Consider the following 19,913-nt stretch of genomic DNA (forward strand, 5'->3'; position numbering starts at 1 on the left):
AGGCAGGCTTACATCCGGAATACGCCAAACCGGGTCGGTTCGATCGGCGCGTTGAGACTTGCCGAGATTGCCAGGCCCAGCAGATCGCGCGTCTGCGCCGGATCAATAACGCCGTCATCCCATAGCCGAGCACTGGAGTAGTACGGATGCCCCTGGTGCTCGTATTGCTCGAGGATCGGTTGTTTGAGTTGCGCCTCGTCCTGCTCAGAGAAGGTCTGCCCACTGCGCTCGGCCTGCTCACGCTTGACTTGTACCAGCACCCCAGCGGCCTGTTCGCCGCCCATCACGCCGATGCGCGCATTCGGCCACATCCACAGGAAACGCGGGTCGTAGGCCCGACCGCACATGCCGTAGTTGCCCGCACCGAAGCTGCCGCCGATGACGACGGTGAACTTCGGCACCTGGGCGCAGGCAACGGCCGTTACCAATTTGGCGCCGTGCTTGGCGATGCCGCCGGTCTCGTATTTCTGGCCGACCATGAAGCCAGTGATGTTCTGCAGGAACAGCAACGGGATGCCGCGCTGGCAGGCCAGCTCGATGAAATGCGCGCCTTTCTGCGCGGCTTCGGCAAAGAGGATGCCGTTGTTCGCGAGGATCGCGATCGGGTAGCCGTGCAAGGTGGCGAAGCCGCAGACGAGGGTCGTGCCGAACAGCGCCTTGAATTCGTCGAATTCGCTGCCGTCGACCAACCGCGCGATGACCTCTCGTACGTCGTAGGGCTGCTTGGATTGAGCGGGGATCACACCGTAGAGTTCATCCGCTGCGTATAGCGGTGCGAGCGGCTGGCGAACCTGCAGTTGACCGAGCTTCTGCCAGTTGAGATTAGCCACGCAGCGCCGGGCAATAGCCAGGGCATGTTCGTCATTCTCGGCGTAGTGGTCGGCAACGCCTGAAGTCTTGCAGTGCACATCGGCACCGCCCAGATCTTCTGCGGTCACCACTTCACCCGTCGCTGCCTTCACCAATGGCGGGCCAGCGAGAAAGATGGTGGCTTGGTTGCGCACCATGATGGTTTCGTCCGCCATTGCCGGTACATAAGCACCGCCTGCTGTACAGGAGCCCATGACAACCGCGATCTGTGGAATGCCCATCGCACTCATGTTCGCCTGGTTGAAGAAGATGCGACCGAAGTGTTCACGGTCGGGAAAGACTTCGTCCTGGCGCGGCAGATTGGCGCCGCCAGAGTCGACCAGGTAGATGCAAGGCAGGCGATTCTGCTGGGCGATGGATTGGGCGCGCAGATGTTTCTTGACGGTCAGCGGGTAGTAACTGCCGCCTTTTACCGTGGCGTCGTTGGCGATGATCATGCATTCGACGCCTTCGATCCGGCCGATGCCGGCCACCACTCCAGCGGCGGCAACGTCCTCACCGTAGACCTCGTGTGCAGCCAGTGGCGCCACTTCAAGGAAGGCTGACCCGCCGTCGAGAAGGGCGTTGATGCGGTCACGCACCAGCAGCTTGCCGCGTGAGACGTGGCGATGCTGCGCCTTTTCACCGCCGCCTTCGCTGACACGGCCAAGCAGCGACCTTAGCTGCTCGACTTGTTCCAGCATGGCGTCGCGGTTCGCAACGAACTCTGGCGAGCGGGCGTTGATCTGGGTATTCAGGATAGCCATGCGGCTCACTCCGGATTAAGTGCTTTACGTAGGAGCCAGCTTGCTGGCGATGCTCTTCTGCCAATAGCCGGCAAGCTGGCTCCTACAACAACTGGTTACGGATTATTTGCTTTCGTTGAACAGCTCACGGCCGATCAGCATCCGGCGGATTTCGCTGGTGCCGGCCCCGATCTCGTAGAGCTTGGCGTCGCGCAGCAGACGGCCGGTGGGGAATTCATTGATGTACCCGTTGCCACCGAGAATCTGAATGGCCTGAAGCGCCATCTGCGTGGCGTTCTCGGCGGTGTAAAGGATCACCCCGGCGGCGTCCTTGCGGGTGGTTTCGCCACGGTCGCAGGCCTGCGCGACGGTGTACAGGTAGGCGCGGCTGGCGTTGAGCTGGGTGTACATGTCCGCCACCTTGCCCTGAATGAACTGGAACTCGCCGATGCTCTGGCCGAACTGCTTTCGGTCGTGGATGTAAGGCACAACCACATCCAGGCACGCCTGCATGATTCCGACCGGGCCGCCGGCCAGCACCACGCGCTCGTAATCCAGGCCGCTCATCAGCACCTTGACGCCGCCGTTCTCGACGCCCAGGACATTCTCCTCCGGCACCTCGACGTCGTCGAAGAACAGCTCGCAGGTGTTGGAGCCGCGCATGCCGAGCTTGTCGAATTTGTTGCCGCGGGTGAAGCCTTTCCAATCGCGCTCGACAATGAACGCGGTGATGCCGTGCGGGCCCTTGTCCAGGTCGGTCTTGGCGTAGATCACATAGGTGTTGGCGTCCGGGCCGTTGGTGATCCAGGTCTTGCTGCCGTTGAGCACGAAACGGTCACCTTTGCGATCCGCGCGCAGCTTCATCGATACCACGTCTGAACCGGCATTCGGCTCGCTCATCGCCAACGCGCCGACATGCTCGCCAGAGATCAGTTTGGGCAGGTATTTCGCCTTCTGCTCAGGCGTTCCGTTGCGGTTGATCTGATTGACGCACAGGTTGGAATGCGCGCCGTAGGACAGCCCCACGGAGGCTGAACCACGGCTTATTTCCTCGATGGCGATGACATGTGCCAGGTAACCCATGCCGGCGCCGCCGTATTCCTCGTCTATGGTGATACCTAAAAGGCCCATGTCGCCAAACTTGCGCCACAGGTCGCTGGGGAAGAGGTTGTCGCGGTCGATCGCTTCGGCGCGGGGCGCCACTTCATCAGCCACGAAACCGCGGACCTGGTCGCGCAGCATGTCGACGGTCTCGCCAAGAGCGAAGTTGAGGCCGGAATAGTTCATGTGCCACCTGTCTGTCTTGTAGTTGTTCTGTTCGACTGCCGGCCGAGGGGAAACGTTGATGCGCCCGCGATCCAGCCTGTTGTTTTCAGCGATCCAGCCCAGTGTTTCGAAGCGGAATACGTCGGGTTGTCACGCTGTTACCTTTACGTTAACGTAACCACGTCCCGAATGGCTGTCAACAGCGGAAATCCGGGCAGCAAGGCCTCATAACAAACATAAGACTGAGGAATTCGACATGAGTCTTCCGAGCTATACCTGCGGACCGCAGACCAACCCCCTGTTGCCGATGACCATTGGTGCAGCGTTCGACCGGACGGTCGAGCGATTCTCAGACCGTGAGGCCCTGGTCGTGCGACATCAGAACCTGCGCTATACCTGGGCGCAGCTGGCCGATGAGGTGGATCGCTGCGCACGCGGGCTGCTCGCGCTGGGGTTGCAATCGGGCGAGCGGGTGGGCATCTGGTCGCCCAACAATGCCCAGTGGTGCATTACTCAATTCGCGACCGCCAAAATCGGCGTGGTGCTGGTCAACATCAATCCAGCCTACCGCCTGAACGAACTCGAATACGCGCTCAAACAGTCCGGCTGTCGCTGGTTGATCTGCGCCGATGCGTTCAAGACCTCCGATTATCATGCGATGCTCCATGAGCTGTTGCCTGAGCTGGAACGCTCCGCAGTCGGTGCTCTGCACAGTCATATGCTCCCGGAGCTGCGCGGTGTCATCAGCCTGTGCGACACGCCGGTAGACGGCATGCTGCTCTGGAAGGCGCTGATGGGCATGGCCCAGCAGATAGGCCCTGAACAGCTTCGCCAATGCAGCGAGCAGCTGCAGTTCGACGACCCAATCAACATCCAGTACACCTCGGGCACTACCGGATTCCCGAAGGGCGCCACGCTCAGTCACTACAACATTCTCAATAACGGCTACATGGTCGGCGAAAGCCTCAAGCTCACCGAGCATGACCGGCTGGTGATCCCGGTGCCGCTGTACCACTGCTTCGGCATGGTGATGGGCAACCTTGGTTGCGTTACCCATGGCACCACCATGATCTATCCGAGCGCCGCTTTCGAACCGCTGGCAGCGTTGCAAGCTGCAGCCGAAGAGAAGGCCACGGGGATGTATGGGGTGCCGACCATGTTCATCGCCATGCTTGACCACCCCGAGCGTCAGTCGCTGGACCTCACCAGCCTGCGCACCGGCATCATGGCCGGCTCCACCTGCCCGATCGAGGTGATGAAGCGGGTGATTGACGAGATGCATCTCGCCGAAATGCAGATCGCCTATGGCATGACCGAAACCAGCCCGGTTTCTACCCAGACCGGTCCAGACGACGACCTGGAGCGGCGTGTGACCAGCGTGGGTCGAACCCAACCGCACCTGGAGAGCAAGGTGGTCGATGAGCACAACCGCATCGTCCCGCGCGGCCAGATCGGCGAGCTTTGCACGCGTGGCTACAGCGTAATGCTCGGTTATTGGAACAACCCTGAGGCCACAGCTGGCGCGATCGACGGCGCACGCTGGATGCGCACCGGGGATCTGGCGATCATGGACGAGGATGGCTATATCAAGATCGTCGGGCGCAACAAGGACATGATCATTCGCGGCGGAGAAAACGTGTATCCGCGTGAGATCGAAGAGTTTCTCTTCACCCACCCGGCCGTTGCGGACGTGCAGGTGATCGGCGTGCCGGATAAGACCTACGGTGAAGAGATCGTCGCCTGGGTGAAACTGCATCCGGGGCATGAGGCCAGTGCCGACGACCTTCGCGGTTTCTGCAAGGGCCGTATCGCCCATTTCAAGACGCCCCGGCACATCAAATTCGTGGAAGATTTTCCGATGACGATCAGCGGGAAGGTGCAGAAATTCCGCATGCGCGAGGTAAGCGTCGTCGAGCTGGGGCTTGCCGACTAGACCGGTTACCCGGTCGACTACGGTCGGCCGATAAGCCCTCTGCGAATCCATTCGGAGCACCGCATGACCCAAGCCATCAGTCGTTTTCCACTGGTCGATAGCCTGAACGCGCTACCGGCTGATATCCGCGATCGAATTGCCGCTGTTCAGGAAAAAGCGGGCTTTGTGCCCAACGTCTTCCTTATGTTGGCTCATCGGCCTGATGAATTTCGTGCCTTCTTTAGCTATCACGATGCTTTGATGGAGAGAGAAAGTGACAGTCTGACCAAGGCCGAGAAAGAGATGATCGTCGTAGCCGTTAGCGCCGACCATGGCTGCTTGTACTGCGTGGTGGCCCACGGCGCAATCCTGCGAATTCTGACGAAGGACCCATTGATCGCCGACCAGATATCGGTCAACTATCGCACCGCGACGATCAGTGATCGCCAGCGGACTATGCTCGATTTCGCGCTGCATCTGGCCGCCGGGCGTGGAGTGCTGGATGATGCCTGGCAGGCTCGACTGGAACAGATGGGCTTCACGCTGAACGACATTTGGGATATCGGCGCGATTGCTGCGCTGTTCGGTCTTTCCAACCGTCTGGTGTCGATGGCGCGCACGCCGCCCAACGACGAGTTTTATTTGCTGGGCCGGGTGCCCAAGGCTGCCGCTAACTGAGCGGTGGTAGAAGATTTACCGCTCCGGCGGTAAACGAGACTCGGCAGGAGCGAGGTCGGGTCCATCAGCTGCACCAACGAAGACAATAACAAGAGAGATGATCATGCAATTGAAACCCCTGAGCCGTTTCTTCCTCTTCAGCAGCCTGGCAGCTTCTGCGCTAGGTACCTCAACCATGGCATCCGCCGCGTTTCTCGAAGACAGCAAAGCGAGCGTAGAGGCGCGTAACTTCTACATGAACCGGGATTTCCGCGACAGCGGTGCTTCCCAGTCAAAGGCTGAAGAGTGGGGCCAAGGCTTCATTCTCAAAATGGAATCCGGCTACACCGAAGGGCCGATCGGCTTCGGCGTCGACGCACTTGGCCTGCTTGGCGTCAAGCTTGATTCGAGTGAGGATCGATCCGGCACCGGTCTGCTGCAACGCGATTCGTCCGGCGTGCCTGAAGATGATTACGGCACGGCAGGCCTGACGGCCAAGGCAAAGGTCTCCGACACGACATTGCATGTCGGTACCTTGCAGCCGATCATTCCGGTGGTGATGCGAAACGACAGCCGACTGCTGCCCAGCATCTATCGCGGCGCCTGGTTGCAAAGCAAGGAGGTCGAGGGTCTGACCTTCGACCTGGGCATGCTTGATCGCACCAGCTATCGTGACTCGTCCAACTACGAAGAGATGGCGGTCTTCAATGGAGGCGCGCGCAACATTGTGTTAGGCAATGCCAAGACCAGCGATGAGTTCGTGTTCGCCGGGGGGCGTTACCAGTTCATGCCCGAGCTGACCGGTAACTACTACTATGGCGGACTGGACGGCATCTACAAGCAGCACAACATGCAGCTGGTTCACGTCGCGGCGCTCGGTGAAAACCAAAGCTTCAAGACTGACCTTCGCTACGTGCGATCCACCGACGATGGTGGTAGCAATGTCGATAACAACGCCTTCGGAGCGCTGTTCACTTACAGGATCGGCGGGCACGGCTTTACGGGTGGTTATCAGACGCTGAGCGGTGACACCGGTTTTGCCTACATCAGCGGCGGCGACAACATGTTGATCAACCTGCTGCAGATCAACGACTTCGGTAACGAAGACGAGAAGTCCTGGCAGGTCCGCTACGACTATGACTTTGCTGCGATGGGGATCCCTGGGCTGAGTTTGATGACACGCTACGTCTCCGGTGACAACGTCAGCCTTGCCAGCGGCGCCGAAGGCGAAGAGTGGGAACGCGACACTGACATCGCCTATGTGGTCCAGAGCGGGCCGTTGAAGAACCTCGCTATGAAAGTGCGTAATGCCACTGTACGCAGCAACTTCGGCAGCGACATCAATGAAACCCGTGTGATCCTCAGCTACACCCTGGCGCTCTGGTAGCGCCAGGACCCGATGTAGCAATTCCTCCTCGTTGAACTTTTTCCGGGCCTTGCGGCCCGGTTTTTTTCAATATGATTCAAGCGTGGGGCGGTAGTGTCGAACCCGCGCCGTTACACGTCATGACCTCAATCAAGTGTTTGAAAACGATGCTTGCCTCTGCTTGCAATCGGTTGTTATCGTTTACGTAAAGGTCATGCAAAGACCTGCGCCATAACCAACAAAAATAATCAAGGTTAGAGGGCAAACCATGGCACCAGAGTTCGTGCTGGAAACGCGCAGCCTGACCAAGGAATTTCGCGGCTTTACCGCAGTGGATTCCGTCGATCTACGCGTCCAGAAGGGACACATCCACGCTCTGATCGGCCCTAACGGCGCCGGCAAGACCACAGTATTCAATCTCCTTACCAAATTCCTAACGCCCACACGCGGCGAAATCCTCTACCGCGGCAAAGCCATCACCTCGATGAAGGCAAACCAGATTGCGCGTCTTGGCCTGGTTCGTTCGTTCCAGATATCTGCAGTCTTCGGCCATATGACCGTGCTGGAAAACGTGCGCGTTGCACTGCAGCAGAAACTGGGTAATTCGCTTCACTTCTGGAAGTCCGAAGGCACGCTACGAGCGCTCGATGAGCGTGCCCTGCAGCTACTCGCCGAGGTCGATCTGGAAAACTATGCCCAGACGCTGGCCGTCGAACTGCCTTACGGACGCAAGCGCGCACTCGAGCTGGCTACGACGCTCGCGCTGGACCCCGTAGTGCTGCTGCTCGACGAGCCGACCCAGGGCATGGGCGGCGAAGACGTCGATATGGTCGTGGCGCTGGTACGGCGCGCCGCCGAAAACCGAACGGTGCTGATGGTCGAGCACAACCTCAGCGTCGTCAGCCGCCTTTGTGACCGCATCACGGTCCTGGCGCGTGGCTCGGTTCTGGCCGAAGGCGACTACGACAGCGTTTCTGCCAACCCTGATGTCCGCGAGGCCTACATGGGCAGTGAAGCCGATGCAGAGGAGGCTCACGCATGACGCCCATGGCTGACCGCGATCAGTTGCGGGTCGATGATCTGCATGCTTTTTACGGCGAATCTCACATTTTGCATGGCGTCGACATGGTGGTCGGCCGCGGCGAGCTGGTGACGCTGCTCGGGCGCAACGGATCAGGCCGCAGCACCACACTGCGGGCCATCATGAACATGGTGGGTCGGCGTACCGGTTCCATCATCGTCAACGGCAACGAAACCATGGGCATACCTGCCCACCAGATACCCAGACTCGGCGTCGGCTACTGCCCTGAAGAGCGCGGCATCTTTTCCAGCCTGAACGTCCAGGAGAATCTCTTGCTGCCGCCAACCGTGCGCAGCGGCGGGATGGGGCTGGATGATATTTACGAGATGTTCCCCAATCTCTATGAGCGGCGCTTTAGCCAGGGCACGCGGCTGTCCGGTGGCGAGCAGCAGATGCTGGCGATGGCGCGGATTCTTCGCACCGGTGCCAACCTCCTGCTGCTCGACGAGATCACCGAAGGTCTGGCCCCGGTGATCGTTCAGAAGCTTGCCGACGTGTTGATCAAGCTGAAAAAACGCGGGCTGACCATCGTGCTGGTCGAGCAGAATTTCCGCTTTGCAGCGCCCCTGGCTGACCGCCACTACGTGATGGAGCACGGGCAGATCATCGAAGAGATCAGCGCCGCAGACCTGAATTCGAAAAAGGAGTTTTTGAATAGTTGTCTAGGGGTCTGACAGCCCCAACAAGCAGGCATTGCAAGCCAACCGGTCTGCAGTCACGCCGGTGATCCATAGCCACAACAAAAACAATCACAGTGGGTGAATATGAAAAATCTAAAGAAAACCGCAGCCGCCGTTCTCGTTTCCAGCATGATCGCCGGTGCCGCGCAGGCCGAAATCAGCAACGACGAAGTCCGCATCGGTTATCTCGCCGATATGTCAGGAACCTACCGTGACCTGTCCGGCCCCGGCGGGCTGGAAGCACTGCAGATGGCCATCGAAGATTTCGGCGGCACGGTCAACGGCAAGAAAATCGTTACCTTCAATGCCGATGATCTGAACAAGCCCGACGTTGGCGCAAACACGGTCCGCCAGTGGATCGATGAGCGCAACGTCGACATGGTGACCGGCATGGTCGCAAGCTCCGTGGTCCTGGCGGCCGCCAAGGTGGTGGAGCAGGGCGGTAAGCTCGCGCTCATCTCCGGCGCTGCGGCATCCAGTATCACTAATGAGTATTGTGCACCGAGTCATATCCACTGGACCTATGACACCTTCGCGCTGGCAAACGGCACCGCCAATGCCGTGCTCAAGGATGGCGGCAAGAGCTGGTTCATCCTCACTGCCGATTACGCGTTCGGCCACGCCATGGAAACTGACATCAAGAAGGTCGTCGAAGCCGAAGGCGGCAGCGTGGTGGGCACAGTGCGCCATCCGTTCCCGAGCAGCGACTTCTCGTCCTACATTCTCCAGGCTCAAGGCTCGGGCGCTGATGTGGTCGCGCTGGCCAACGCCGGTGCGGACACGGTGAATTCACTGAAGACTGCCAGCGAATTTGGCGTCACCCAGTCCGGGCAGAAGCTCGCCGGCATGGTGGTTTTCCTGAACGACATCCATGCCATGGGGCTGGACGTCACCCAGGGGCTGATGCTGACAACAGGATGGTATTGGGACATGAACGAGGAAACCCGCGCCTGGGCCAAGCGGTACTACGACCGCGTCGGCCGCATGCCGGGCATGGTGCCCGCCGGCATCTACTCGGCAACGATGCACTACCTTAACGCCGTCAAGGAGACGGGCAGCGACGACGCCCAGGTCGTTCGCGCGCAAATGGCCAAGACACCGGTCAACGACATGTTTGCCAAGAACGGGAAGATCCGCGAGGACGGCCGCATGGTGCACGACATGTATCTTGTCCAGGTCAAGACACCGGAAGAATCCAAGGGCGAATGGGATCTGTACAAGATCGTCAGCACCATTCCCGGAGACGAGGCGTTCCGCCCGATCAGCGAAAGCCAGTGCCAGAAGATGGCACCGAAGAGCTGACCGGCCAACCTGCCGCCACCCGGCCTGCTCGCCAGAGCGGCCGGGCCTTCGTCGAAATTCTTTGGTAGGTATCCCATGACTCTCGTATTCGGCGTACCGCTGAGCGTTCTGCTCGGGCAATTGCTGCTTGGCCTGATCAATGGCTCGTTCTACGCGCTGCTGAGCCTTGGCCTGGCGATCATCTTCGGCTTGCTGCGCATCATCAATTTCGCCCACGGCGCGCAATACATGCTCGGCGCCTTTGCTGCCTTCATCGGGTTGAATTACCTGGGCGTCAATTATTGGATGGCGTTGCTGCTGTCGCCGCTGCTGATCGGCCTGCTGGGCATGGGCATCGAGCGCGGCCTGCTGCGCCGTATCGCCGGGGAGGATCACCTGTACGGCCTGCTGCTGACCTTCGGGCTGGCGCTGATCGTCGAGGGCAGCTTCGTCAAGTTGTTCGGTGTCTCCGGCTCGCCGTATCCCATGCCTGACTTGCTCAAGGGCGGGCATAACCTGGGCTTCATGTTCCTGCCGACCTATCGCGGCTGGGTGATCGTCGCTGCGCTGACGGTGTGCTTCGCGACCTGGTACATGATTGAACGGACCCGGCTGGGCTCGTACCTGCGCGCCGGCACGGAGAACCCGAAACTGATGCAGGCGTTCGGTATCAACGTTCCGCTGCTGGTCACGCTGACCTACGGTTATGGCGTTGCGCTGGCCGCGTTTGCTGGTGTGCTGGCAGCACCTATTTACGCCGTCACGCCTGGAATGGGCTCGAATCTGCTGATTGTGGTGTTTGCCGTCGTGGTGATCGGCGGGATGGGCTCGATCATGGGTGCGATTGTCACCGGCCTTGCGATGGGGCTGATCGAGGGGCTCACCAAGGTGTTCTATCCGGAGGCGGCCAACACGGTGATCTTCGTGATCATGGTGCTGGTACTGCTGTTGCGGCCGGCCGGTCTGTTTGGAAAGGAGGCATGAACATGTCGACTCAAGAGAACGTTCAAGTGTCCCCCATGCATGCGTCGGCCATACAGGTTCGCGCCAATGCCGAACGCGAGCGCCGCCGTGCGGCGCGGCGACGGCAGCATCTGTTCTACCTGGCGCTGTTGGGCGTGGCGATGGTGGCGCCGCTGATGGTGTACCCGGTGTTCCTGATGAAGCTGCTGTGCTTCGCGCTGTTCGCCTGTGCGTTCAATCTGCTGCTGGGTTACGCGGGGTTACTGTCCTTCGGGCATGCGGCTTTCTTCGCCTGTGGCGGCTATATCACCGGCTATATGTTGAGTACCTATACGGGCCTGAGCACCGAGCTAGGCATCGTGGCCGGCACACTGGCTTCGACTGTGCTGGGGTTTGTCTTCGGCGTGCTGGCGATTCGCAGGCAAGGCATCTATTTCGCGATGATTACCCTCGCACTGGCGCAGATGGTGTTCTTTGTTTTCGTCCAGGCGCCGTTCACCGGGGGCGAGAACGGCATGCAGGGCGTACCGAGAGGGCATCTGTTTGGTCTGTTCGACATGCAGAACAACATGTCCCTGTATTACTTCGTGCTCGCTGTGTTCGTGCTCGGCTTTGTCATCATCCAGCGCACCATCCATTCACCCTACGGACAGGTGCTCAAGGCGATTCGCGAGAACGAGCCGCGGGCTGTTTCCCTGGGCTACAACGTCGATGCACACAAGTTGCTGGCCTTCGTCATCTCAGCTGGATTGACTGGCCTGGCGGGCTCGACGAAGACGGTGGTGTTTCAGCTCGCCTCGCTGACCGATGCACACTGGCACATGTCCGGCGAGGTGATTCTCATGACCCTGCTTGGCGGCGTTGGCACCATCCTCGGCCCGGTCGTGGGTGCGACGGTCGTGGTCACGCTGCAGACCTCACTCTCCAACGGCCCGCTGGGCGAGTGGGTGCATGTGATACTGGGTGTAATCTTCGTGCTCTGCGTGCTGCTGTTCCGCTCGGGGATCGTGGGATGGGTGGAGCGGTTGATCAAGCGCAACTTCAAATAGCGACTGGGTGCTCGCCGCTCCAGGCGAGCACGACACGACAACCGAAGCGCCGAAACTCGGTTCGGCGATCCCCTTCGGATTCCGCCATGCCAGATGATTCCGGCCCTTACGCATCCTGATCGGCTTCATTGGTGGAGACGACGCCGCATCGTTCAGGCTCGTCCTTGAGCCTGCGATAGCCCCTGCAGCATAAAGTTGATCGCCTCAGGCGTTCTGCCAGTTGGGCTTGCGCTTTTCGAGGAACGCGTTTACGCCTTCCTTCTGATCCTTCGTATCGAACAGCTCAGCGAACAGCTCACGTTCCTCGGCCCAGCCCGAAGTGTGGTCATCGTTACGTGCGTTCATCACCAGGCGTTTGCAACGGCTGACGGAGGAGGGGCTCTGCTTGCTGGCACCCTCTGCAAGCTTCAATGCAGCTTCCAGGGATTCCCCCCGTGGCACCACTTCTTCAACCAGACCGATCTTCTCGGCGCGCTGAGCATCGATGCGTTCACCGCAGAGGATCATGCGCTTGGCCCATCCTTCGCCTACCAGCCACGGCAGGTTCTGCGTACCGCCGGCGCAGGGCAGCAGGCCGACGCTGGCTTCAGGCAGTGCCATCTGTGCCTGTTCCTCAGCGATGCGGATGTCGCAGGCCAGGGCGCATTCAAGCCCGCCGCCCATGGCATATCCATTGATCGCAGCGATGGACACCCCGCGAAAACGAGTCAGTGCATCAAAGGCACGGCCGAAGAGCTGTGCGACTTCGCGGGCGCCATCCTTGTCGCCGTCGGCAAATTGTTTAAGGTCGGCCCCAGCAGAGAAAAACTTGTCGCCCTGCCCTGTGATCACCAGTGCGTAGACGTCCGGGTTATCGTTGAGCTGGCCAACCATCTGCTCCAGTGCCGCCAGCGACTCGCGGTCCCAGGTGTTGGCGGGTGGGTTCGCGATGGTGAGCAGGGCCGTGTGATCGCGCATTTCGAGCTGGATCTTCTCACTCATGTCGGTTCCTTCTGCTTGCAAATAAGCGGATGCCGTGAGGCTAATGGGGTTCGATAGACGAGCCTAGCAGCGTAAAAATAGTAAACCCATGGTGCGAAATGCAGAGGTATTCTGTGTTTTTGCACAGCGGGCCGAGAGCGGGTCGCTGAACACGAAGGATGGAGTCGGCAGTGGACTGGGACAACCTGCGTTTCTTTCTCGAATTATCAAGGGCTGGAAGGCTTACCGTGGCAGCGCGGCGCCTGGCCGTCGACCACACCACCGTGGCACGTCGAGTGCAGGCCCTGGAAAAAGCGCTGGACCGGCAGTTGTTCATCCGTGCAAAGGCGGGCTATCGCTTGTCCGAAGCCGGCCGCGAACTGCTTGCGCAGGCCGAAGCCATGGAAAGCGCCATTGCGTCCATCGAACAGCCGAGCCTGACCGCCGACAAGCTGTCCGGCCAGGTTCGCATCGGGGCCACTGAGGGATATGGCACCCTGATGCTGGCTGGCCAGTTGGCCAGCCTCACCCGAGACTATCCGCACCTTGGCGTGGACCTGCTGGCGGTGCCCAGGTCGGTACGGCTGGCGCGGCATGAGGCGGATATTGTGATCACGCTGGAACGGCCCGAGCGTGGCCCCTATGTGATCACCAAGCTCACCGACTATGTCCTGCGGCTGTACGCATCCGAAGGCTACCTCTCATCGCATCCGCCCATCCGCAGCCGCGACGACCTCAACGGGCACGTATTCGTCAGCTATATCGAGGATCTGCTGTACAGCAAGGAGTTGTATTTTCTCGATGAACTCGTTCGTCCTCGCCAGCATTCGCTACGTAGCACCAGCATCCTGGCGCAACAGGAGGCCGCCGCCGCCGGGGCCGGGTTGGCGATCCTGCCGGCGTTTTCGGCGAGCAGGGAACCACGACTCAGGGAGGTGCTGGTGGAGGAAATCGAGTTCACCCGCACGTTCTGGATGCTGATGCCGGTGGAAAACAAGGATCTGGCACGCATGCGCGTGTGCTGGGACTTCCTGCGGGACGTCGCCGCCACCAGCCACGACGTGATGATGGGGCGAACATGATTCGCGACGGCAAGGGCACTATTTCCGTACGGCTCGTAGACGAAGCACTGCAGGGCCTGACGTCACCCGCTCTGCAGCCCGAACAACTGCTGCAGCTGCTTGGGTTGCCTGCGATCGACCTATCCGACCCTCACGCACGTATCGACGTGGCGGAGTACAGCAAACTCTGGCGCCGCCTGGCCCGGCATTTCGACGACGAATTCTTCGGCATGGACGCGCGCCGCATGCGTACCGGCAGTTTCGCATTCGTATGCCGCGCAGCGATGGCGCAACCCAATCTGGACGCCGCGCTGCGCGTGGCATTGGAATTCTTCGGGCTGACGTTCGAGGGCTTTCGCGGTGCACTGCATCGCAGCGAGAGCCTGGCCGAAGTCACGCTGGAAGAAGGGCGCGAAGCGCTGCCGTTACGAGCGTTCAGCTATTTCACGTTCTGGATGTTGATACATGGCTTGGCCTGCTGGCTGGTGGGTCGGCGCATTCCATTGCTGGCCGTCGAACTGCGTTGCAACGAACCCGAGTACACCGACGACTATCGCGTGATGTTTTCTGGGAATCTGCGCTTTGCGCGACCCACTACCCGCATCATCTTTGCCGCCGAAGTGCTGGATCTTCCAGTGCGGCGCAGCGAGCAGGAACTGCATGGCTTTTTGGCTCAGGCACCGGCCAATATCCTGGTCAGGTATCGCGACACCACCAGCCTTGCCAGCCGCATCAAGTCTCACCTGCGTGACCTGCCAGCCGAGCAGTGGCCCACCAGTGAACACCTTGCGCAATCACTGTGCGTTTCATCCTCGACACTGCGCCGCCGCCTCGCCGATGCAGGCCAGCCATACCAGGCGATCAAGGACCAGATCCGCCAGGAGATGGCTACCCTCTGGCTGGCCGATGCCTCGATCACCTTCGCCGAAATTGCCGAGCGTCTGGGCTTTGCCGACGTCAGCTCGTTCTACAAGGCCTTTCGCAAATGGACCGGAACCAATCCGGGTCAATATCGAGGGTTGATACTCGGCGCACCTCATTGACGAGGCCCGTCCAAGGCACCACGAAATAGCGCACTCCTGTTGGGGCGAGCGTGTTCGCGAAGCTGTTCCGTGGTTCCACATTCGCGAGCAAGCTCGCTCCTACGGTTAGGTTTGCCCATATTGTCTCGGACATTGAGCAACCTATCGCCGAAGGTGGCCAGGGCTGAGCAAGCTCATCGCTTAAACCGATACTCGGCATCGCTTTTGGTAGGAGCGAGCTTGCTCGCGATCAGGCGGTACGAGCCTCAGTCGGACGTACGGATCGCCAGCAAGCCAGCTCCTGAAATGTACAGCGTTGCAGAGGCCTGGCGACGGCGGGGTCTTGGGGTGAGCTGGCGAGCGCGCAACGATTTGGCCAAAACAGTCATCCAGATTGCCCGTAACGACCATTGTTCACGCCCGTCGGTCTGATGAATATGAAACCAGCAGGGCGGGCGCTATCAGTCGCAGCGCCCCTCACGTTTTCATGAGGTCGTGCAGTGAACATTCAAGACAAGGTTTTCCTGATCACCGGCGGGGCGTCCGGCCTGGGTGCGGCTGCTGCCGAATCGCTGGTTGGGGCGGGCGCGAAAGTCGTGCTCGCCGATATCAATGCAGAGCTGCTTAGCGAACGCAGCGATGCGTTGGGTGCTGGTGCTCACGCCGTGGTCACCAACGTATGTGAAGAAGCCGCTGCACAAGCGGCAGTGAATGCGGCGGTCGAGCATTTCGGTGCTCTGCACGGGCTGGTCAATTGTGCCGGTGTCGCCAGCGGCGAAAAGATCTTGGGCCGCCAGGGACCGCATGGTCTGGACAGTTTCAGCAAGGTCATAGGCCTCAACCTGATCGGCAGTTTCAACATGCTGCGCCTGGCCGCCGAAGCCATTGCTCGCGGCGAGCCGGATGCCCAGGGCAACCGCGGCGTGATCATCAACACCGCTTCCATCGCCGCCTATGACGGACAGATTGGCCAGGCCGCCTACGCAGCATCCAAGGGCGGCGTGGTCGCCATGACGCTGCCCGCAGCACGTGAACTGGCGCGCCACGGTATCCGGGTGATGACCATCGCCCCGGGCGTATTCGAGACGCCAATGATGGCTGGGATGACCCAGGACGTTCGCGACTCGCTGGCCGCTGGCGTGCCGTTCCCGCCTCGATTGGGAAGAGCGCCGGAGTACGCGGCCCTGGTGCGCCACATCATCGAGAACGACATGCTCAATGGCGAAGTGATACGCCTCGACGGCGCGCTGCGCATGGCCGCGAAATAACGGGAGACAGATGATGAACGACGATGCAATCGTGATTCTGGGCTCGGCCCGCACGCCTATGGGCGGTTTTCAAGGCGATCTGAAAAGCCTCAGCGCGCCGGAGTTGGGCGCAGCTGCGATTCGCGCGGCGGTCGAGCGTAGCGGTGTCGCTGCAGACCAGGTGCAGGAAGTGCTGATGGGCTGCGTGCTGCCAGCCGGTTTGGGCCAAGCCCCGGCGCGCCAGGCCGCGCTCGGCGCTGGATTGGGCAAGGCCACCGCGTCGACCACGCTGAACAAGATGTGCGGCTCGGGGATGCAGGCCACCATACTCGGCCATGATGCGTTGCGCGCCGGCAGCGTCGACCTGATCGTCGCTGGCGGCATGGAGAGCATGTCCAACGCGCCTTACCTATTGGAAAAAGCGCGTGGTGGCTATCGCATGGGCCACGGGAAGGTGCTCGATCATATGTTCCTCGATGGCCTGGAGGACGCCTATGACAAGGGCCGCCTGATGGGCACCTTTGCCGAGGATTGCGCGCAGAACCACGGCTTCAGCCGTGAGGAGCAGGACGCTTATGCACTGACCTCGCTTCAGCGCGCCCGCGATGCCATCGCCGGCGGCCGTTTCGCCAGTGAAATTGTCCCGCTGGATGTGACCCAGGGCCGTGAGCAGCGCACCATACGCGACGACGAACAGCCGCCCAAGGCGATGCCGGAGAAGATTCCGTCGCTCAAGCCGGCGTTCCGCGAGGGCGGCACGGTGACGGCTGCCAATTCCAGTTCGATCTCTGACGGCGCTGCGGCACTGGTTATGACCCGCCGTTCCGAGGCCGAACGCCGCGGCTTGAAACCCCAGGCGATCATCCATGGCCACGCCGTGTTTGCCGATGCGCCCAATCTGTTCCCGACCGCACCCATCGGGGCCATCCACAAGCTGCTGGAACGCACCGGCTGGAGCCTCGACGAGGTGGATCTGTTCGAGATCAACGAGGCCTTCGCAGTGGTCAGCATGGTGACCATGCGCGAGCTTGGGCTCGATCACGCCAAGGTCAACGTCAATGGCGGAGCCTGCGCATTGGGCCATCCAATCGGCGCCTCCGGCGCGCGGATTCTCGTCACGCTGATTGCCGCACTGCGTGACCGGGGCCTGCGCAAGGGCATCGCGGCCATCTGCATCGGCGGGGGCGAAGCGACCGCCATGGCTGTCGAATTGCTCGACTGAGGAATTGCCATGCTGCTCAACGACGATCAAACCAGCATTCGCGACATGGCCCGGCAATTCGCTCAGGAACGCCTCAAGCCGTTTGCTGCCGACTGGGACCGTGAACATCGCTACCCGGCCGAGGCGATCAGCGAGATGGCCGAACTCGGCTTTTTTGGCATGCTCTGCCCCGAGCAATGGGGCGGCAGCGACACCGGCTACATCGCTTATGCACTGGCGCTAGAAGAGATCGCGGCCGGAGACGGCGCCTGCTCGACCATCATGAGCGTGCATAACTCGGTGGGCTGTGTGCCGATCCTGCGGTTCGGCAACCAGGAGCAGAAGCAGCGCTACCTGACACCGCTGGCCAGCGGCGCGCAGATCGGCGCCTTTGCCTTGACCGAACCCCATGCAGGCTCCGATGCCAGCAGCTTGCGCACCCGTGCACGGCGCGACGGCGATGGCTATGTAATCAACGGTGCCAAGCAATTCATCACCTCAGGCCAGCATGCCGGCACGGTAATCCTCTTCGCCGTGACCGATCCGGATGCCGGCAAGCGAGGCATCAGCGCCTTCATCGTCCCCACCGATACGCCCGGTTATCAAGTGGTGCGCGTGGAGGACAAGCTCGGCCAGCATGCGTCGGACACTTGCCAACTGGCCTTCGAGGACATGCGCGTGCACGAATCTCAACGCCTGGGCGAGGAGGGTGAGGGCTACCGCATCGCCCTGGCGAACCTAGAAGGCGGCCGGATCGGCATCGCTGCTCAGGCCGTGGGAATGGCACGTGCAGCCTTTGAAGCCGCCCGCGATTACGCCCGTGAGCGTGAGGCGTTCGGCACGGCGATCACCGAGCACCAAGCCGTCGCCTTCCGTCTCGCCGACATGGCGACGCAGATCGCAGTGGCGCGGCAGATGGTGCTGCACGCCGCCGCACTGCGCGAGGCCGGCCAGCCGGCACTGGTCGAAGCCTCCATGGCCAAGCTGTTCGCTTCGGAGATGGCAGAAAAGGTTTGCTCCGCCGCCATCCAGACGCTGGGCGGCTACGGCTACCTCAAGGATTTCCCCGTCGAACGCATCTACCGGGACGTGCGCGTTTGCCAGATCTACGAGGGGACAAGCGACATTCAACGGTTGGTGATCGCGCGCAACCTGGGTGAATAAGACGTCTCGCCGCGCGCGGCTGGTCGTAGGGTGGATCACGCTTCACCGGTCCACCGTTAACCCCCGCGTCGTCGCTTGGTGGATGAATAGAGCGTGATCCACCCTACGGAGCCGGTGAGCGAAACGATGCCTGGCCGTTTGATGCCACCCTCGGTTGGGCAAGCGGACGTAGGGTGGATCACGCTTCACCGATCTACCGGTGATTTGCTCCTGTGCCTGATCAATCCCAGCCACTTGCATTGTCCGACGCCCTTATCGCCCCCGGCGTGCGCGAAAAGCGCGGCGCGGGTGCGGCGTGCAGGGCGCCGTCGATTTCGCGATAAACACCGCGTTGCGCCATATGTGGATGTTTCACGGCTTCTTCCAAGGTCAACACCGGGGCAAAGCAGGCATCGGTCCCTTCGAGCAGGGCGCACCACTCAGCCTGGGTTCGGCTGGCAAACAGTTCGGCCAGCTGCTCGCTCTGCTCCTGCCAGACGGCGGGGTCTGTGAAGCCATCACGCAATGACGGGGGCGCATCAATGCGCTGCATCAGCTCTCTGAAGAAATGCGGTTCTAGCGGCCCAATGGCAATCTCGCGCCCGTCCGCACAGCTGTAGCAGCGGTAATGCGGGGCGGCGCCGGAGAGCAGGTTACGGTCGCGTTCCAGGGATATGACACCGCTGGGCAGAAGCCCGGCGAAGAAGGTCATCATCGAGGACACACCGTCGACGATGGCGGCGTCGACCACTTGGCCCTTTCCCGAACGCTCCCGTTCCCAGAGCGCAGCCATGATGCCGAATGCGAGATACAGCGAGCCTCCGCCAAAGTCGCCCACGAAATTGAGTGGTGGGATCGCCGGCCCTCCGCGGCCGCCGATAGCAGCCAGTGCACCAGTGATCGCCAGGTAATTGATGTCATGGCCTGCGCTGTTGGCTAGCGGCCCGGTTTGGCCCCAGCCAGTCATTCGTCCGTAGACCAGGCGTGGGTTGCGTTCGTGGATTTGCTCCGGTCCGAGGCCCAGGCGTTCCATCACGCCGGGGCGATAACCTTCGATCAGAACGTCCGCATTTTCGGCCAGTTCCAGGCAACGCTCGCGCCCTGCGTCCGCGCGGATGTCCAGCATCATTCGCTTGCGACCGCGATCCACCACCGGGTTGGGCCAGCCATTACCGGCTTCACGCTCGATGCGGATGACCTCGGCGCCAAGGTCGGCCAGCAGCATCGCGCAATGCGGGCCGGGACCGATGCTGGCAAACTCCAGCACGCGCAGCCCAAGCAGCGGGCCCTGGCGAGATTGCGATCTGTCCAGCATGGGTACCTCCCGAGGCGTAGTGTATCGATTCGGTAAGAGATCGGTGCGCGCCGTGCTGGTCGTTGGACGCACCTGCACCTGTGCCAACAATGGGCCATGACGGGCGTACGCCTG

At 61.0% G+C, this 19,913-nt stretch carries 17 protein-coding genes; 13 read left to right on the plus strand and 4 right to left on the minus strand.

Annotated elements, in window-relative coordinates:
* Nucleotides 1–8 precede the first annotated feature (8 nt).
* The gene (locus tag JQR87_RS09365; protein ID WP_407290707.1) at nucleotides 9–1,616 is read right to left on the minus strand and encodes a carboxyl transferase domain-containing protein; all 1,608 of its coding nucleotides are present in this window, start codon (nucleotides 1,614–1,616) and stop codon (nucleotides 9–11) included.
* Nucleotides 1,617–1,718: 102 nt separating this feature from the next.
* Nucleotides 1,719–2,882 carry an isovaleryl-CoA dehydrogenase gene (locus JQR87_RS09370; RefSeq protein WP_407290706.1) on the minus strand — a complete coding sequence of 388 codons (1,164 nt, stop codon included), beginning with the start codon at nucleotides 2,880–2,882 and terminating at the stop codon, nucleotides 1,719–1,721.
* Nucleotides 2,883–3,117: 235 nt separating this feature from the next.
* On the opposite strand from JQR87_RS09370, the gene JQR87_RS09375 reads away from it, so the two are divergent.
* The 8 genes from JQR87_RS09375 (at nucleotide 3,118) to JQR87_RS09410 (ending at nucleotide 11,850) form a co-directional block, all read left to right on the plus strand.
* Nucleotides 3,118–4,794 carry an AMP-binding protein gene (locus JQR87_RS09375; protein WP_407290705.1) on the plus strand — a complete coding sequence of 559 codons (1,677 nt, stop codon included), beginning with the start codon at nucleotides 3,118–3,120 and terminating at the stop codon, nucleotides 4,792–4,794.
* A gap of 63 nt (nucleotides 4,795–4,857) precedes the next feature.
* Nucleotides 4,858–5,451: a peroxidase-related enzyme gene (locus JQR87_RS09380; protein WP_407290704.1), complete on the plus strand. Its 594-nt coding sequence runs from the start codon at nucleotides 4,858–4,860 to the stop codon at nucleotides 5,449–5,451.
* Between the two features lie 103 nt (nucleotides 5,452–5,554).
* Nucleotides 5,555–6,817 (plus strand): OprD family porin, encoded by a 1,263-nt coding sequence (locus JQR87_RS09385; protein WP_407290703.1) that lies wholly within the window; start codon nucleotides 5,555–5,557, stop codon nucleotides 6,815–6,817.
* Between the two features lie 247 nt (nucleotides 6,818–7,064).
* On the plus strand, nucleotides 7,065–7,838 hold the full coding sequence (locus tag JQR87_RS09390; protein ID WP_407290701.1) for an ABC transporter ATP-binding protein: 774 nt from the start codon (nucleotides 7,065–7,067) through the stop codon (nucleotides 7,836–7,838).
* Nucleotides 7,835–8,551: an ABC transporter ATP-binding protein gene (locus tag JQR87_RS09395; protein WP_407290699.1), complete on the plus strand. Its 717-nt coding sequence runs from the start codon at nucleotides 7,835–7,837 to the stop codon at nucleotides 8,549–8,551. Before JQR87_RS09390 ends, JQR87_RS09395 begins: the two co-directional genes overlap by 4 nt.
* Nucleotides 8,552–8,641: 90 nt before the next feature.
* Nucleotides 8,642–9,859 carry an ABC transporter substrate-binding protein gene (locus tag JQR87_RS09400; protein ID WP_407290698.1) on the plus strand — a complete coding sequence of 406 codons (1,218 nt, stop codon included), beginning with the start codon at nucleotides 8,642–8,644 and terminating at the stop codon, nucleotides 9,857–9,859.
* 75 nt (nucleotides 9,860–9,934) lie between these two features.
* Nucleotides 9,935–10,822, plus strand: coding sequence for a branched-chain amino acid ABC transporter permease (locus JQR87_RS09405; protein WP_407290696.1), 888 nt, complete (start codon nucleotides 9,935–9,937; stop codon nucleotides 10,820–10,822).
* Between the two features lie 35 nt (nucleotides 10,823–10,857).
* On the plus strand, nucleotides 10,858–11,850 hold the full coding sequence (locus tag JQR87_RS09410) for a branched-chain amino acid ABC transporter permease (protein ID WP_407297766.1): 993 nt from the start codon (nucleotides 10,858–10,860) through the stop codon (nucleotides 11,848–11,850).
* A 204-nt stretch (nucleotides 11,851–12,054) separates the two neighbouring features.
* Here JQR87_RS09410 and JQR87_RS09415 read toward each other — a convergent pair whose 3' ends face one another.
* A complete protein-coding gene (locus JQR87_RS09415) occupies nucleotides 12,055–12,831 on the minus strand; it encodes an enoyl-CoA hydratase (protein WP_407290695.1) in 777 nt (258 codons plus the stop codon).
* 170 nt (nucleotides 12,832–13,001) lie between these two features.
* Between JQR87_RS09415 and JQR87_RS09420 the strand changes: the two genes are divergently transcribed.
* The 5 genes from JQR87_RS09420 (at nucleotide 13,002) to JQR87_RS09440 (ending at nucleotide 18,505) form a co-directional block, all read left to right on the plus strand.
* The gene (locus JQR87_RS09420) at nucleotides 13,002–13,892 is read left to right on the plus strand and encodes a LysR family transcriptional regulator (RefSeq protein ID WP_407290694.1); all 891 of its coding nucleotides are present in this window, start codon (nucleotides 13,002–13,004) and stop codon (nucleotides 13,890–13,892) included.
* Complete coding sequence (locus JQR87_RS09425) at nucleotides 13,889–14,914, plus strand: AraC family transcriptional regulator (RefSeq protein WP_407290693.1); 1,026 nt, start codon at nucleotides 13,889–13,891, stop codon at nucleotides 14,912–14,914. The genes JQR87_RS09420 and JQR87_RS09425 overlap by 4 nt, the downstream gene beginning before the upstream one ends.
* Nucleotides 14,915–15,393: 479 nt before the next feature.
* Nucleotides 15,394–16,161: an SDR family NAD(P)-dependent oxidoreductase gene (locus tag JQR87_RS09430; protein WP_407290691.1), complete on the plus strand. Its 768-nt coding sequence runs from the start codon at nucleotides 15,394–15,396 to the stop codon at nucleotides 16,159–16,161.
* A 13-nt stretch (nucleotides 16,162–16,174) separates the two neighbouring features.
* Nucleotides 16,175–17,362 (plus strand): acetyl-CoA C-acyltransferase, encoded by a 1,188-nt coding sequence (locus tag JQR87_RS09435; protein ID WP_407290690.1) that lies wholly within the window; start codon nucleotides 16,175–16,177, stop codon nucleotides 17,360–17,362.
* Nucleotides 17,363–17,371: 9 nt separating this feature from the next.
* The gene (locus JQR87_RS09440; protein WP_407290689.1) at nucleotides 17,372–18,505 is read left to right on the plus strand and encodes an acyl-CoA dehydrogenase; all 1,134 of its coding nucleotides are present in this window, start codon (nucleotides 17,372–17,374) and stop codon (nucleotides 18,503–18,505) included.
* A gap of 220 nt (nucleotides 18,506–18,725) precedes the next feature.
* On the opposite strand, the gene JQR87_RS09445 is transcribed toward JQR87_RS09440, so the two are convergent.
* A complete protein-coding gene (locus tag JQR87_RS09445) occupies nucleotides 18,726–19,799 on the minus strand; it encodes a CaiB/BaiF CoA transferase family protein (RefSeq protein WP_407290688.1) in 1,074 nt (357 codons plus the stop codon).
* Nucleotides 19,800–19,913: the final 114 nt, after the last annotated feature.

The organism is Stutzerimonas stutzeri, from assembly GCF_051028275.1.
In the GTDB taxonomy this organism is placed as follows: domain Bacteria; phylum Pseudomonadota; class Gammaproteobacteria; order Pseudomonadales; family Pseudomonadaceae; genus Stutzerimonas; species Stutzerimonas stutzeri_AS.